We start from the raw sequence: 15,926 nt of genomic DNA on the forward strand, positions 1-15,926 counted from the left end.
TGATAAATTTATGAATTGAACACTTGATGCTCTAATTGATGGAAAGTTAATTAATAATGGTGAATGATTAGAAATTATTTCACCAATAGATTTAAAACCGTGTGGAAAGGTCCCAGCCTTAAAAGCGAAAGAAATTGATTTAGCTTTTAAAAGTGCTCGTCAACACAAACGTGAATGGGCGAATTTAACGTTATTTGAACGAATTAAATATTTAGAAGACTGAAGTGCCTTATTGCTTAAACATAAAGCAGAGTTAGCAAAAATTATGGCTTATGAAGTTGGAAAAAATCTTAAAGATGGTGAAACTGAAGTTTTACGATCAGTTGAATATATTGAATATACTATTGAAGAAGCCAAAAGAATACAACCAGAAGCTTTAACCGGTGATGGATGAAATATTAAAAACAAAATGGGAATCTTTACGAGAGTACCACGGGGTGTTATTTTAGCAATTTCACCATACAATTATCCTGTTAACTTAAGTATTTCTAAAATTGCGCCGAGCTTGGTTGTTGGAAACACCGTTGTTTTTAAACCAGCAACCAATGGTAGTTTAGTTGGGTTATATATGGCAAAATTAGCGATGGAAGCTAATTTTCCCCGTGGTGTTTTCAATGTGGTAACAGGAAGAGGGCGTGATATTGGTGATTTATTAGTTAGTCACCATGAAATTAATTTAATTTCCTTTACGGGTTCAGTAGAAGTTGGAAATCATATTAAAAATATGGCCAAAGGTCGGGAATTGGTTTTAGAATTAGGGGGGAAAGACCCCGCGTTAGTATTAGCGGATGCTGATTTGCATAAAACAGTTAAAGAAATTATTGGTGGGGCTTTTTCTTACTCAGGGCAGCGTTGTACAGCCATTAAGAGGGTCTTAGTTGATGAAACAGTGGCTGATGAGTTAGTAAAACTATTAAAACCAGAGGTTGAAAAATTAACAATGGGTTCCCCATTAGATAACCATACCATTATTCCCCTAATTGATTTAAACTCAGCTGATTTTGTGCAAGGTTTAATTGATGATGCCTTAGCACAAAATGCTAAATTGATTGTTGGTAATAAAAGAGAATGCAACTTGATGGCAGCTACTTTAATTGACCATGTAACAACTGATATGCGTTTAGCATGAGAAGAACCATTTGGTCCAGTGTTACCAATTATTCGTTGTAAAACTGAAGAAGAAATGGTTAAAATTGCTAATAAATCAAATTTTGGTTTACAAGCAAGTATTTTTACGAGAAATATTAACAAAGCCTTTCATTTAGCGCATGAATTAGAAACCGGAACTGTTAATATTAATGGGAAATCACAACGAGGACCCGATTCCTTCCCATTCTTAGGAATTAAAGAATCAGGGCAAGGGGTCCAAGGAATTAAAGAAACATTAAATTCAGTAACAAGAATTAAAGGTTTAGTAATTAATTACTAAACCTTTTGTTGTATAATAACTTTATAAAGACCACAGAAAGGAAAGAAAAAAATGGCACATCAAGTAATTAATACTGATCAAGCACCAAGTGCAATTGGACCATATTCACAAGCAATTAAAGCTGGCGATTTTATTTATGTTTCGGGGCAATTACCATTAGTTCCTTCAACAATGGAATTTATTAGTAATGATATTGCTGATCAAACTAAACAATCATTATTAAACATTCAAGCAATCTTAGCCGCTGCGAATGCAACCTTGGAAGATGTTGTTAAAGTTAATATTTTCTTAAAAGATATGAATGATTTTGCCAAAATGAACGAGGTCTATGGTCAATTTTTTAATACGAACAAACCAGCGCGAGCTGCCGTTCAGGTTGGAAAACTGCCCAAAGATGCGTTAGTTGAAATTGAAGCCGTGGCATTTTGCGGTTAAAAATGGTTATTACAATAACCATTTTTTTATTAAATGTTCGATTTGTCTTTACAAAAAATCCTTTTCCCTTATAATATTTTTTATCCACTCTTTTAATTTAAGAACGGATTATTTAGAATTACCAATCATATCCCAAATGGTAATTTGGTAGTTATCACGAGATAATTTTTTCTAATAATTGGAAATTTTTAGTTTCTTTTGTTAATTTATGATATATTAAAGACATAGAAGTAGGTGATTAATATGGAGCATAAGAATGAAAAAATGTCATTAAAAGAAGAAAAGATTGAACAATCATTAAATGAATTAATGGCAATAATTAAATCATTAGATCAAGATGCGAGTGATTTACAAGAACGTGCTAGTTTAAAAGTATATGCTGCGCAAGAGGATTATGAGGATATTAAAGCAGAAATTGATAAAATTCAAGAAGAAATTAATAAACTAGAATACCAATTTGATCTGAGCGAAATTTCATTTTACTTGATTTTTTTAGATTTAAAATTATCATTTAACATATTAAAAAACAAACTGGAAGTAACTAAATACTTAATTCAAATTTTTAGTAGTCAAAAATAAGAAATTGTTATTTCTTATTTTTTTAACAAGGAGGTCATGCCATGAATTTAAAAACAACACCATTTTTATTTGAGGATAATCACCAGCATTTATTATCGGAATTTCAAAAGGAAAAGGGCTATATCTTATATTTTTTCCCGAAAGCATCAACCCCAGGATGTACATTAGAAACAATAGCCTATAACAAGCATTACCAAGAATTTTTACAAAGAGGATACAATGTGATTGGGATTTCCCGGGATAATCCCAAAAAACAACATCAATTTAAATGTGACCATGCGGTTGCGTTTCCAATGCTATGTGATATTGATGAAAAACTCTGCCAACATTTTGATGTTATGAAACAAAAAAAGATGTTCAATAATACTTTTATGGCAATTGAAAGAAGTACTTTTGTTGTTGACAATAATTTTAATATTCTTCAAGCTTGACGAAAAGTAAAACCCGTTGACCATATTGAAGATGTTTTAAAATTTCTTGATAAATAATTGGCGAAAACGTTGAAGTTATGAAAAGTATGGTATAATCTTAACATTATTTGTTAAATGTTTAACATATTTTAAAAGGAGGTGGGAAGATTATGGATAGTAAACTAGGATTAACCAAACGCGAACAGAAGCTCCGCTATGCGAGACCTTGGTAAGCAATTTGGTATTTTTGTGGACCAATGGTATTAATTATGGTTATTCAGGGGTTATATAATATTATTGATAAAAATATGGCGCAAAGTTTTACCCAGGATGATATTATGGCTCGGTTTGGGATTACTGCTAAAAACGCTGATAATTTAGTAAATTTAACAACAGGTTATACAATGACTGCTTATTACACAATTTTTTCGTTCGCGATGTTATTTGGGGTTGGTTGTTCAATTGTTTTTTCAATGGAATATGGAAAACGAAATATTGCTGCGATGCGAAAAATTATGGGGAACATGATTGTTTTGCAAATTATTACTTCAATTTTTATCAGTACCGTGGTGTTTTTCTTAATGAATAATAATTTTCATGCCTTATTAGTGCGGGTGCAGATGAATAGTTCTTTATCATCAACAATTCAAGAGCACTATGTAACTTTAGATTGGGAATATTCGCGGATTTTTATCTTTTGTTCACCCTTGTTATTTTTATCATTTGCCTTGCCAACTTTTTTACGTACCGAAGGAAAAGTTTTTATTGTTTTATTAATGCAAGTTTTATCAATTCCCGTCAACGTGTTATTTTCGTTTATTTTTGCTAAACTTTGTCACTTAGAAATGTCCGGAGTGATGATGGGAAGTATGATGGCGTGAACCTTTAATATCTGTTTTTCAACTGCAATTATTATCTTTTCTAAAAATTCATATTGTAAATTTGGATTTAAAGATATGAAACTATCATTTGCGGTTATTAAACGGGCAATGCCAATTGGAGTGGGAGCGTTTTTTATGAACTTTGCCAATGCCATTCAAATTTTAATTTCAACGATTTTAGTTGTTCATTTACCTGGCCAAGATGATGTTTACTTTACTCTAAATGGTCAACGTGTGCAAGCAACTAGTGTTGGCATCTATATTTGTCAATTAGTCTATACTTCGATTTCACCCTTTATGGTGATCTTTATTTCCGCAGGAATTGGATTATCTCAAGGAGCAACTGCTATCTGTGCCTATGCTTATGGGGCAAAAAAATATCAGCGGATTGAAAAAATTCTCTTTCGGGTGGCATTCTTAGAATTAATTTGGTTCTTTATCGTCTTTATTATTATTTTAGCGTTTGCTGATCAAATGATGAAGTTATATGAGTTTCCCGCCGAATTAGTTGGTAAATACCGATGATATGCTGTTTTAAACTTCTCAACATATCTGTTTGCTGCTGCAACTTATACAGCGATGACTTTATACTCATCAATTGGCCGTCCTGTTCAAACAATGATTTCTTCAATGTTGCGTTCATTATTAGTAATTGTACCATTATCATTAATTGGATTTGGGGTAAGTAATGCGACTGGTAATAATATTGATTACTTTGTTTTCACTGGGTTAAATGACTTAATTTGTGCGTTAATTTTAATTCCAATGCTTTATACAACATGGCGGAAAAATAAAGCTAAGTTAATTGATTATCCTGACGATTTTGTCCAACAAGCCAAGGACAATGCGGTTGAAAATGATGAACAAAATATTATTATTCATAATGATTCTAAATAATGTTTTAAAACCTTGATCTAAAAGGTTTTTTTATTTATATTTTGGGTTTTTTAAAAAAATAAAAATACAATATTGTATACTTAAATAAAAAATAATGCAAGATTATAAATTAAAAAAATCAATTTTGTAGTATAATATATATAGTAATAATAATACAAAGATAGCAGGGTATATAGAGTATAGGTTAATATATGATAGGGGCAAACAGTAATGATAAACAGCAAAGAACAATTTCAACAGGCAATTAATCAAAATTTGGGGACTAGTAACAATGGACCAAAGACTTTTACTAATGAAAATTTTCAACAAGCAGCTGTCCCAAATAAATCACAAGACAATTTTTCCCAACCTGGACCAGGGAGAAATTTAAACCAAGCAGTACCAAATTCAACATTTATTCAACCAACAAATAACATTAATTATCAACACCAAACCAATAATCCTAACCCAAATGGTAATATGGATAATACTAATTTAATTAATCAATTATGACAACAAAACCAAGCATTAATGGCTCGGAATAATCAATTAGCAGCTGCTCAAATGATGAATCCAATGGGAGCGGCTCCAAATCCAATGCTTTATGGAGGAGCCCAGTTAGGCTATTATCCTGTTAATAATTCGGAATTAGAAATGGGGCTAGGGCCATTAGGACCGTTGACTAATCGTAATTCACCAGTTTTAAGTTCATTAGGATTAACAGGACAAAATAATATCCAACATAATAAACCAATTTATCAACCAATTGTCTACCAACCATACATTTTATCACCAGTTGGTAATCACCAACAAAATTATTCATATTATCCTGAGACACCTAATTATATGAATTTTAATAATCCTTATTTGATGAATAATCCTTACCAACAATATTTTACACCACCATTAAACCAACCAGCCTTTTACCAACAACCACCATATAATCCACCAATTGCCCCTCCACCTAGCAGTGAATATGTAAATAATAGTAATAATAATCACCAATCATCTGCGCAAGGGGCGGATAACCATTATGCAATTATGAATCCTGAAATTATGGCATCCTCAAATTTAAATGCGCCAGCGCCAAATTTAGGAGTAGATAGTCAGTTTGCTGATAATGAATTTGCGATGGAAAATATCAACGACGGAATGATAAATGCCAATGAGATGGAATTAGATAATAATTTGGATAATTACGGATCAGAATTTGGTAATGATGCCACTACTTTTGCAGAACCAAGTTATAATGACTCGGCAAATAATGAATTTGATCTAAATAATGATATGGAATTTGGTTATGATGCTAATAACTTGTATGCTGACCAGCAGCCAGCTACTTTAGCCAGTGAGAAAGATATCAACCATGAAAAACGAAAACTATCTAAATTTGCCATCTTTATGATCGCCTTTGTTGTGTTACTAGTATTAGCAATTATTGTGGTTGTTATTCTATACTTTAACTTACCGGTTGTACAGAATGAGATTAATTCATGATTTGGAATTACCAAAACTTTTAAACCATGGTTTTAAAATATTTTCTTTCGAAAATATTTTTTTATTTTAAATTAAAAAAAGCCTAGCATGAGAGAAACTAGACTTTTTATATTATTATTATTATTTGATTTGAAAGGTTTAATTTAAATATGAAAAAATTACTATATTTGTTGTAAGTTTATAATTGTTAATTTAAATTTGCTTGTATTTTGATTAGGTACTAATTTTTTTGGGTATGTATTTTGTATTCTTGAGTAAGTTACAGTTTTGATTTAGATTAGGATCTGCACATTTTTTATTTTAAAAAACCAAAATACAAAACCAATAATTACTAATAAAGGGCTATGTTTTGGTGGGGTTAAAGTTAAATTATGGTGTTTTTTAACAATTTGGTAACTAACTGACGTTGCAGGTTGCTCATCTTCTGCTTTAACCTTAATTGCGGCATGGTTAATTTCTTCCGGAGTACAAATAGCATTATTAATTATATAAGCTTGTTCGTAGTCATTATCACTATTTGTGGGGCGGATTGTTCCAAAGATATTTGGCACAAACAAACCAAACGATATTTTAAGTTTATTAATTAATAATTTAAAATATTTTTTCATTAGTTTAATGCCTCTTTTCTTATAAATATGATAACATATTTTTTTAAATTACTAGCAAAAAATTAATTAATTGTTCGTAATTTCGAGTGATTTTATTTGTTAAATAAGGTAATATTTACTTGTATTGATACTTTTTAATAGGACAAAAAGGAGTGGTAAATTAATGAAACAGTATCTAACAATGGCCCAATTTATTTTAGATAATGGTTTAGCCAAGCAAGACCGAACTAATACCGGAACAATTTCTTATTTTGGTTATCAAATGCGCTTTAATTTAGCGGAAGGGTTCCCCTTGTTAACAACGAAAAAAGTTCATTTTAAATCAGTGGTGTATGAATTACTTTGGTTTATTAAGGGTGACACTAATATTAAATATTTAGTTGACCATAATGTCCGAATTTGAAACGAATGACCATATGAAAAATATACAAAGTCACCAGATTATCAAAATGAAACTTTAACTGAATTTGTTGAAAAAATTAAAACAGATGATGAATTCGCAAAGAAATATGGGGATTTAGGTCCAGTTTATGGAAAACAATGGCGTAATTTTGAAGGAGTGAACCAACTAGCAAAGTTAATTGATAATTTAAAAACTAACCCTTATTCACGTCGTCACATTTTAAGTGCTTGAAATCCAAAAGAAGTTGATAATATGGCCTTACCACCTTGTCATACCCTTGTGCAGTTCTATGTTTCTCAAGATAATAAATTAAGTTGTCAATTATATCAACGCAGTGCGGATGTTTTTTTAGGAGTTCCGTTTAATATTGCGAGTTATGCGTTATTAACTTATATGATTGCCCAGGTGTGCGGTTTTGAAGTTGGAGATTTTGTTCATAGTTTTGGTGATTGTCATATTTATCAAAATCACTTAGCCCAAATTAATGAACAATTAACGAGAACGCCCCGCGTATTACCAACCTTAAAATTAAACCCCGGAGTAAAGTCATTATTTGATTTTACTTATGAAGATATTGTTTTAGAAAACTATGATCCATATCCGGCCATTAAAGGTTTGGTGGCAGTGTAATGATTAAGTTATTATGAGCAATGGATCAGCATGGTTTAATTGGAAAGGATAATCACTTACCATGACATATTAAAGCTGAACTTCAACATTTTAAAGCCGAAACTCTTAATAAAACAATTTTATTAGGACGGACTACTTTTGAAGGAATTAATCGGGTGTTACCTAATCGAAAAACAATTGTGGTGACTCATAATCCTAACTATTACTTTAACCATCCGGATGTGCAGGTTGTTCATGATTTACAACCAATCCTCATAGAATATCAACAAAATCCGAATAATGAGTTAATAGTTTGTGGGGGGTCAAAGGTGTATGAGGAAACTTTACCTGTGGCGGATGAGTTAATTATTAGTTATATTAAGGGTGAATATACTGGTGATACTTATTTTCCCCCTTTTAATCTTGATGATTTTGAATTAAAATTTATTCAAGAGTATGATGAATTTACTATTAAAAGATATGTGAGAAGGAGAAGAACTTAATGCCAAATATATGAAAAATTATCTTAACATTGCCCCGTTTTTTACGAATGTTAACAAAATCAAAGAGCATGGCCAGAAAAATTAAACGTGATCCCAATATTGTTTCTGAGGAATACCGTTATCACTGGCTCCAAAAACGAACAAAGTATATGTTATGAATTTTTGATATTAAGTTAATTGTTCATAACGAAGAAAATTGAATTGATAAGGGTTGTTTGATGGTTGCTAACCACCAGTCAAATATTGATCCTGCTATTATTTTTCGGTTAAATGATTTTAATAAAACCGCCCCGTGTGCTTTTATTGCCAAGAAGGAATTAGCAACTGACAAGCGTTTTAAAAATTTTGTGGCTTTAATTGATGTGTTATTCTTAGACCGTAAGAATCCGCGTCAAGCAATTGAAGTTATTAATGAAGCAAACGAATTAATTCGTGTGCCCCGGACAATGGTTGTTTTCCCGGAAGGAACCCGTAGTCATCAACAAGAAATGGGAGAATTCCAAGCGGGAAGTTTTAAAATCGCTCAAAAAGCACATGCGCCAATTATTCCAGTGTCACTTGTTAATTCATACCAAGTTTTAAATAAAAAAGTTAAACAAAAAGGCAAGAAATATATTCATGTTGTGTTTCATAAACCAATTAAACCAGATACTTTTATGACCAAACCAACAGACTTAATTTCGAACAATGTTAAACAAATCATTCAAAAAGGAATTGATCAATATAAAGATGTTGATCATAAGAAAGCCTATGAAAAATATCGTGCCGAATTAAAACAAAAAGCCAAAAATGCTTAAGAAATACATAGGAGATGAAAAAGAATGAGACTTTTAGACTTAATTGAAAAGAAAAAAAATGGTCAAGAACTAACCCAAGAAGAAATTAAATTTATTATTGAAGGATACACTACTGGGGCAATCCCTGATTATCAAATGTCAGCTTTTCTAATGGCAGTTTTTTTCCAATCAATGTCAATTACTGAAATATCATATTTAACTGATGCGATGATTCAATCCGGAGAAGTATATGACTTATCTGGAATCCGGGGGTTTAAGGTTGATAAGCATTCTTCCGGGGGAGTTGGGGATAAAGTTAGTTTAATCTATGCGCCCTTAGTTGCTAGTTTTGGGTTAAAAGTAGCAAAAATGTCTGGACGCGGCCTTGGCCAAACCGGGGGAACAATTGATAAATTAGAAAGTTTTCCGGGGTTCAAAGTCGAAATTTCCTTTGCGGAGTTTGTCCGGATTGTTAATAAAACAAATATTTCAATTATTGCCCAGTCAAGTAATATTGTTCCCGCAGATAAAAAAATTTATGCTCTCCGTGATGTGACAGCCACTGTCAATTCAATTCCCTTAATTGCCGCTAGCATCATGTGTAAAAAAATTGCCACTGGGAGTGATGGGATTGTTTTAGATGTTAAATGTGGGAATGGGGCCTTTATGAAATCAATTTCGGAAGCTAAACAATTAGCTGAAATTATGGTGGGGATTGGCAAACACTTTGATAAAAAAATTGCGGCAGAAATTACCAATATGAACCAACCATTAGGTCGTGCCATTGGAAATGCCATTGAAATTTATGAAGTTGTGAAAACGTTACAAGGCGAAGGTCCCGAAGATTTAAATTATATTGTTTGTGAATCAGCAGCATTGAGTTTATGCCAAGCAAACTTATTCCCTGATTTTGAGAGTGCTTTTAAAGCTTGTCAGGATAAACTCCATAATTCACCAGAACCATTAACTTACTTTAAAAACTTTATCCAAGAACAGGGTGGTGATTTATCTCTAATTAGTGATTTGCATTCGCTGGACCAAATGTTAAAAGTTAAAAATAAAGTTGAAATTAGAGCAAAAGAAACTGGTTTTATTGAAATTGTTGATACTAATGCCTTAGGATTATTATCAGTGCGGTTAGGAGCCGGGCGGAATACCAAAGAAGAAGAAATTGACCATCATGCGGGGATTTACTTAAATAAAAAAACTGGTGAATTTGTTAACGAAGGGGAAACTGTGATGACACTATATACTAATCGTTATGTTACCGATCCAGTTTATGAATGAGCAGAAAGTACTTTTAAAATTACCGACAAAGAACCAAAAGCCTACGAACTAGTATATGAAGTAATTCAATAATTAATCAAGAGAGCTGTGCCCTCTTTTTCTTTCGGATTTTAAAACTCGCGTGCTTATTTCGTAATTTTTTATAATTTTGCTTTGAATTATTATAAAATATCATTATGATATATAAAGAGGAAATAAAGAAGGGAAAGATAATGTTGACAAATAATCCCCGCTATGAAGTAAGTTTAGATAATTTCACTGGTCCGTTGGATTTATTATTGCATCTAATTAAAGAAAAAGAAGTTGATCTTTTTAGTATTAGTTTGTTAGAAGTAACTGATCAGTTTTTAGCGTATTTACATCAATTTGAAAAATTAAACATTGAAATTGCATCCGAATATTTATTAATGGCAAGTTATTTAATTGAAATTAAAACCAAACTAGTTCTCCCCAAAGAAGAAGTTGAAATTGATGAAAACTATGAAAAGGATAGCCGCGAAGAGTTAATTACCCGGTTATTAGAATATAAAAAGATTAAAGAAGTGACCCATTATTTTAAAAACCAACACCAAGAGTCAAGTAAATATTTGTCAAAACCCAAAACTATTATTAAAGGTCAGCGTATTCCCGATGAAGAATTGCCCTTATCCCCTAAAATTAACATTGATAAATTAGCAAATAGTTTTTTAAAAATGTTAGAGCAAATTAATGCTTCCAAACCCTTAAATTCTAATATTATAATTACCGAAGTTTCCCCTGAAGAGGTTGCCATTAAAATTTTAGATATTATTGAAAACACCACTCAGGAATGGTTATTAGAAGATTTATTAGATTATTTTGAACTATCAACCCAGGTGTTTGTTGCTTGTTTTATTGCGATTTTAGACTTAGCTCGTCACCAAAAGATTAGCATTACTCAGCACCAACATTTGGATAACATTTATATTACTTATCTTAACTTAGGAGAGGAGCACCAAAATGAATAATAATGAAAAAATTGCTTTATTAGAAGGATTACTTTTTATTAGTGGCGATGAAGGAATTGGCTTGACTGAAATTAGTGAAGTCTTAGAATTACCAACCTCGGATTGTCAGCAGTTAATTGCAACCTTAGCCAAGGAATACCAAACTAATCCTACTCGGGGGTTAATGATTAATAATTTTGCAAATAAATATCGGTTAACAACCAAAAAAGAATATTATCCGTTTTATTTAAAATTATCCCATCCAAAAGTTGAAGCCCGGCTATCCCAAGCAGCTCTCGAAACATTAGCGATCATTGCCTATCGGGGGCCGATTAGTAAACCAGAAATTGAGGATTTACGAGGTGTTAATTCCGATAATGTTATCTATAAGTTAAAAGCGCGTGAATTAATTGAAGAGGCCGGAAAAAGTGACTTGCCCGGAAAACCACTAAACTATAAAGTTACCGAAGAATTTTTAAAAGCTTTTAACTTAAATTCCCTAGCTGAATTACCACAATTACAAGAAATTACTAGTGATGAAGAAGAGGACTTATTTAAATAATGGAACGGTTACAAAAAGTAATTGCTAATTATGGCTATGCCTCTCGTCGTAAAGCAGAAGAATTAATTACCCAACACCGGGTGAAGGTAAACGGGCAAGTTATTAGCGAAATGGGATTTAAAGTTACGCCCCATGATGTCATTATGATTGATAATAAAATCCTGGAAAATAAAAATCAGCAAAAAGTCTACATAATGTTAAATAAACCGCGTAATACTGTGAGCACTGTTCGTGATCCCCACCACCGGAAAACGGTGCTTTCGTATTTAACCGGGATTTCTCACCGAGTTTATCCAGTAGGGCGATTAGATTATGATACTAGTGGGTTATTATTAATTACAAATGATGGGGATTTTGCTAATATTATTACCCATCCTAAACATATTATTGATAAAACTTATCATGTGCTTGTCAAAGGAGCGGTTACGAAAACGCAACTACGTGATTTAGCTCGGGGCGTAAAAATTGAGGATAATTTTACAACCTCCCCAGCCCAAGCTAGGGTGCTAAAATATTCAGAAAAAGATGATACCACAGTGTTAGAACTAATTATTCACGAGGGTAAAAAACACCAAGTCAAGCGTATGCTTAGTGCGGTTGGCAGTGAAGTTCTAAAGTTAAAAAGAGTGGCGATTGGTTTTTTACAGTTAGATGAAAGTTTAAAGCCAGGAGAATGGCGATACTTAAAACCCAAAGAAATTAAGCGCTTTTTTGGAATTTTTAATAGTATAAAAAAATAAAACTACTTTTAATCATTTTTAAAATACGATAAAATTAAGCAAATGAGAAAAGAGGGAAGTTATGCGAATTACATTAGCGGGAGTAGTTGGGGTTGGAAAATCAACTGTTAGTAAAATGCTTGGCGATAAATATAACTATGTAGTAATGGATGAACCAGTGGAAGAAAACCCATACTTAGATGAATACTATGCTGATCCCAAAAATATGGCGTTTAAAATGCAAGTTTATATGGTGATGGCCCGTAGTAAACAGTTAAAACAAGCTAAAATTGAGCCAAATATTATTTTTGACCGGAGTGTGTTAGAAGATATTATATTTGTCGATGTTCTTCACGAACTAGGGTATATGAATATGACTGATTACAAAGTTTATCGTGAGTTTTATGATATTGTTGTTTTACAAAGTTTATACCTGGATGAAACTATTAAACCGGAGTTAGTAGTTTACTTACGAATTTCACCATTTGGGGCGATGAACCGAATTAAACAACGCGGAAGACCAAGTGAACAAACAGTGAGCCCCGCTTACTGAGAGTTATTAAATAAAAAATATGAAGAATGATACCAACGAAATAAAGATAAGTTTAATTTCTTGGTTATTGATGCGGAAGATAAAACTCCCAATGAAATTGTTGATATAATTTCGGAAAAAATTGATCAGTATCAAAAATAAAAAAGCTGTAAATAATTACAGCTTTTTTATTAATAAATCCTAGTTTACGCTTGACCTAATCCTTTTTCTTTTCAGATTTGCATTACTTTTTCTTTGCCTTCGGTTTCAAGGATTGTTTTATACTCTAAGTAACGATCTTGACACTCTTTAATTTCTTTGAGTGCTTGTTCAACACCACTTCACCCATTAATGCGGACTTCTTTTTTTTGTAATGCTTTATATTGCAAGAAGAAGTTTTCAATTTCATCGCGCAAATGTTGGGGCACATCTGTTAATGTTTGGTAATGTTTAAAACGGGGATCACTATCCACAACCCCAAATATTTTGGTATCAATTTCGCCACTATCAATCATGTTAATTGTTCCCAACACGCGGACATTAATTTGACACCCCGGAACTGTTGGATATGTAATTAATGAAATTACATCTAACGGATCACCATCTCAGTCTAAAGTATTTTCAATAAATCCATATTCACCGGGATAAAAATTAGCACCATATAATACTCGGTCTAAAATAATACGGCCCGTTTGACTATCATATTCATATTTATTGCTTGAACCTTTTGGAATTTCCACAATTATTGGTAGCACATTATTTTTACTCATCTTAAAATTTCCTTTCTTTTTTATTTTCTTATATTAATATAACATAGAAAATTATCAGTTGGATAATATTTTAGAAATTTAACGACTAATAGGATTGTTTTTAATTTCATTCATTTCTATTTCTTCATATTTTATTTCGTCTTTAATTTCATTAAGTTTTTTAACATTTTCTTTTTTAGTTATCTTTAAATTTTCTTGTCTTGTTGTTAATGTAACCATTTCAATTTTTTGAGTTGCTTCCTTTTCTGCAGTTATTTTTAACATATTAGCAACTTTTATTTCATTGAGTTCTTCTAGTGTTTCTTCTCTTTTTTCTGGTCGTAATTGTTTATCTTTTTCTTTTTTATAAGCATAATCTTTATTTGATGGGGAACTAAGAAAATTTCAATTTGCAATTTCAATCCCTTTTTTTTGTTTGTTTGATAATATCATTTTTTGTATTTTTTTAGGGGCCATTTTTTCTCAAAGAAATTTTGATGATGCGGTAAATTGAATATTATTTGGATTAATTTTTAAACGATATTCTATTGTTTTCCTTTGGAAACTAAGTGATTTTAAAGCTTTTTTTAAATCTCCTTCAAAAAGTTTTTTAAAATTAGCAATTTCTTGTTGTGATAGATGATCAATAATTTTTTGAAAAAGTAAGTTAATTTTATTTTTTTCGTGCTCAATTACTATGGTATTAGGTGATATTTCAGTAATTTTGCTTTGAAGTATTTCAATTTCCTTTTGAAACCAATACAGAGCGGCCATTTTTTCTTGTTTTTTTTGATTAGTTCCTGCTAATAAAGGATCATTAGCATTTTTTGTTAGTTGTTTTTGAAGAACATTAATTTCTGATAAAATGCTCTTTAAAATGACATTTAAAAATTCTTGATGAGTGGCTTTTATTGTAGTATCTAATTCTTGATGATTTTTAACTTCTTTTGATGGGAACTTTATTATAATATTTTGTAATTCTTGTAAGTTGTTGAATTGCATTGGTCACTATTCCTTTCATGATTTGTAAAACTTTGGTTAATAACTATTCCATTTTCTTTTTAATTAGATATAATTTTATTGATTAAAAAAGTGAGGAATTTAAGATGAGAGGATTATTGAAAAATAGTTTTCGGTTAGAAACAAAACGAATCGCTGCAATGGCAATTATTGTTGCGTTATATGTGCTATTTTCTTGAATTAGTAAGGTTGCTAATTTAAGTATTTTTTCAGTGGCGCCTTTCTTAAAAATTGAATTTACTGACTTCATTTGTTTATTAGCAGTCCGGATTATTGGAATTGTTTATAGTAGTTTATTAGTAATTAGTGTGAGCTGATTACGAATGGCCTATTTAGGCGATGGTCCAATTGATGTTTTTGCCTTAATGTTGGCCGATTTAATTTTTATTTGGATTTTCTTAGTTGGGGATTTTTATTTCCGCCAAATAATTAATAAATTTGTTAAGGGCAAAAACGAAAAAGGATATGACTATTTAATGACAAGTATTGCTATTATCTTTAGCATTATTTGTACAACATTCTTAATGACATTTTTTAACTGGTTATTTATTTATGATATGTATGCAAAATTTATGAACTATCAACCAAGTGATATTGCTTGGTTTAAAAGTATTTTAGTATCAATTGTGATTCCGTTTAATTTAATTAAGTTTTCAATTAATGGTGTTATTTTTATGGCAATTTATCGAGCAATTGTGTTAATTGAGCATCAATTTAAATTGAATTACCAATTAATTCCATCAAAACCAAAAACTAGTGACAATTCAACCTTATATCTTGATTATGATCTTAGTGAAGAATTGTTCTTTTAAAAGTAGTTAATAATTAACTACTTTTTTGATTAAAAATAGTTTTTCAAATTGTTACGTTGCGATTTAAGGGATCTCTGTATTAAATTTAGCTATCAAGACTTAAATTTCCGTTAAAATAGTCAGTCAGAATTCTAGTTTCATATCCTAGTAGAACTAAATATCTCTGAAATAAAAAAATACCTAACAAAAAAAGATTTGTTAGGTATTATATATACTCAAATATTTAATTCTAAAAATATTATAACATATTTTTTTATTTAAAATGATTAGCAAA

General features: G+C 31.1%; 18 protein-coding genes. 15 read left to right on the forward strand and 3 right to left on the reverse strand.

The features are described from left to right. Positions 1–10: 10 nt before the first annotated feature. The 6 genes from SERIO_RS02215 to SERIO_RS02240 all read left to right on the forward strand — a co-directional run bounded on the left by SERIO_RS02215 (position 11) and on the right by SERIO_RS02240 (position 6,143). Entirely contained in the window at positions 11–1,429 is a 1,419-nt protein-coding gene (locus SERIO_RS02215; RefSeq protein WP_047791277.1) for an NADP-dependent glyceraldehyde-3-phosphate dehydrogenase, read from the forward strand. A gap of 51 nt (positions 1,430–1,480) precedes the next feature. Further along, positions 1,481–1,864 carry a RidA family protein gene (locus tag SERIO_RS02220; protein WP_047791278.1) on the forward strand — a complete coding sequence of 128 codons (384 nt, stop codon included), beginning with the start codon at positions 1,481–1,483 and terminating at the stop codon, positions 1,862–1,864. A gap of 243 nt (positions 1,865–2,107) precedes the next feature. After that, positions 2,108–2,443 (forward strand): hypothetical protein, encoded by a 336-nt coding sequence (locus tag SERIO_RS02225; protein ID WP_047791279.1) that lies wholly within the window; start codon positions 2,108–2,110, stop codon positions 2,441–2,443. Between the two features lie 41 nt (positions 2,444–2,484). Continuing rightward, positions 2,485–2,931: a peroxiredoxin gene (locus SERIO_RS02230; RefSeq protein WP_047791280.1), complete on the forward strand. Its 447-nt coding sequence runs from the start codon at positions 2,485–2,487 to the stop codon at positions 2,929–2,931. Between the two features lie 179 nt (positions 2,932–3,110). Further along, positions 3,111–4,631, forward strand: a complete 1,521-nt coding sequence (locus SERIO_RS02235) for an MATE family efflux transporter (RefSeq protein WP_047791281.1) — start codon at positions 3,111–3,113, stop codon at positions 4,629–4,631. Positions 4,632–4,841: 210 nt separating this feature from the next. Further along, complete coding sequence (locus SERIO_RS02240; protein WP_047791282.1) at positions 4,842–6,143, forward strand: hypothetical protein; 1,302 nt, start codon at positions 4,842–4,844, stop codon at positions 6,141–6,143. Between the two features lie 236 nt (positions 6,144–6,379). Here SERIO_RS02240 and SERIO_RS02245 read toward each other — a convergent pair whose 3' ends face one another. Continuing rightward, positions 6,380–6,715, reverse strand: a complete 336-nt coding sequence (locus SERIO_RS02245) for a hypothetical protein (RefSeq protein WP_047791283.1) — start codon at positions 6,713–6,715, stop codon at positions 6,380–6,382. A gap of 163 nt (positions 6,716–6,878) precedes the next feature. On the opposite strand from SERIO_RS02245, the gene thyA reads away from it, so the two are divergent. The 8 genes from thyA to SERIO_RS02285 all read left to right on the forward strand — a co-directional run bounded on the left by thyA (position 6,879) and on the right by SERIO_RS02285 (position 13,233). Continuing rightward, the gene (gene thyA, locus SERIO_RS02250; RefSeq protein WP_047791284.1) at positions 6,879–7,748 is read left to right on the forward strand and encodes a thymidylate synthase; all 870 of its coding nucleotides are present in this window, start codon (positions 6,879–6,881) and stop codon (positions 7,746–7,748) included. After that, on the forward strand, positions 7,748–8,230 hold the full coding sequence (locus SERIO_RS02255; RefSeq protein ID WP_047791285.1) for a dihydrofolate reductase: 483 nt from the start codon (positions 7,748–7,750) through the stop codon (positions 8,228–8,230). The genes thyA and SERIO_RS02255 overlap by 1 nt, the downstream gene beginning before the upstream one ends. Next, positions 8,230–9,027: a lysophospholipid acyltransferase family protein gene (locus SERIO_RS02260; RefSeq protein WP_047791286.1), complete on the forward strand. Its 798-nt coding sequence runs from the start codon at positions 8,230–8,232 to the stop codon at positions 9,025–9,027. Before SERIO_RS02255 ends, SERIO_RS02260 begins: the two co-directional genes overlap by 1 nt. 24 nt (positions 9,028–9,051) lie before the next feature. Beyond that, a complete protein-coding gene (locus tag SERIO_RS02265) occupies positions 9,052–10,365 on the forward strand; it encodes a pyrimidine-nucleoside phosphorylase (RefSeq protein WP_047791287.1) in 1,314 nt (437 codons plus the stop codon). A gap of 140 nt (positions 10,366–10,505) precedes the next feature. Beyond that, a complete protein-coding gene (locus SERIO_RS02270; protein ID WP_236682173.1) occupies positions 10,506–11,279 on the forward strand; it encodes a segregation and condensation protein A in 774 nt (257 codons plus the stop codon). Continuing rightward, positions 11,272–11,820, forward strand: coding sequence for an SMC-Scp complex subunit ScpB (gene scpB / locus SERIO_RS02275; protein ID WP_047791288.1), 549 nt, complete (start codon positions 11,272–11,274; stop codon positions 11,818–11,820). Before SERIO_RS02270 ends, scpB begins: the two co-directional genes overlap by 8 nt. Next, a complete protein-coding gene (locus tag SERIO_RS02280; RefSeq protein WP_047791289.1) occupies positions 11,820–12,560 on the forward strand; it encodes a pseudouridine synthase in 741 nt (246 codons plus the stop codon). Before scpB ends, SERIO_RS02280 begins: the two co-directional genes overlap by 1 nt. Before the next feature lie 61 nt (positions 12,561–12,621). Then, the gene (locus tag SERIO_RS02285; protein WP_047791290.1) at positions 12,622–13,233 is read left to right on the forward strand and encodes a deoxynucleoside kinase; all 612 of its coding nucleotides are present in this window, start codon (positions 12,622–12,624) and stop codon (positions 13,231–13,233) included. 44 nt (positions 13,234–13,277) lie between these two features. Here SERIO_RS02285 and SERIO_RS02290 read toward each other — a convergent pair whose 3' ends face one another. Beyond that, on the reverse strand, positions 13,278–13,841 hold the full coding sequence (locus tag SERIO_RS02290) for an inorganic diphosphatase (RefSeq protein ID WP_047791291.1): 564 nt from the start codon (positions 13,839–13,841) through the stop codon (positions 13,278–13,280). 78 nt (positions 13,842–13,919) lie between these two features. Next, positions 13,920–14,822, reverse strand: a complete 903-nt coding sequence (locus SERIO_RS02295; RefSeq protein ID WP_047791292.1) for a hypothetical protein — start codon at positions 14,820–14,822, stop codon at positions 13,920–13,922. Between the two features lie 104 nt (positions 14,823–14,926). On the opposite strand from SERIO_RS02295, the gene SERIO_RS02300 reads away from it, so the two are divergent. Continuing rightward, positions 14,927–15,652, forward strand: a complete 726-nt coding sequence (locus tag SERIO_RS02300) for an ECF transporter S component (protein ID WP_047791293.1) — start codon at positions 14,927–14,929, stop codon at positions 15,650–15,652. Positions 15,653–15,926 lie beyond the last annotated feature (274 nt).

Source organism: Spiroplasma eriocheiris (assembly GCF_001029265.1).
Lineage (GTDB): Bacteria > Bacillota_I > Bacilli_A > Mycoplasmatales > Mycoplasmataceae > Spiroplasma > Spiroplasma eriocheiris.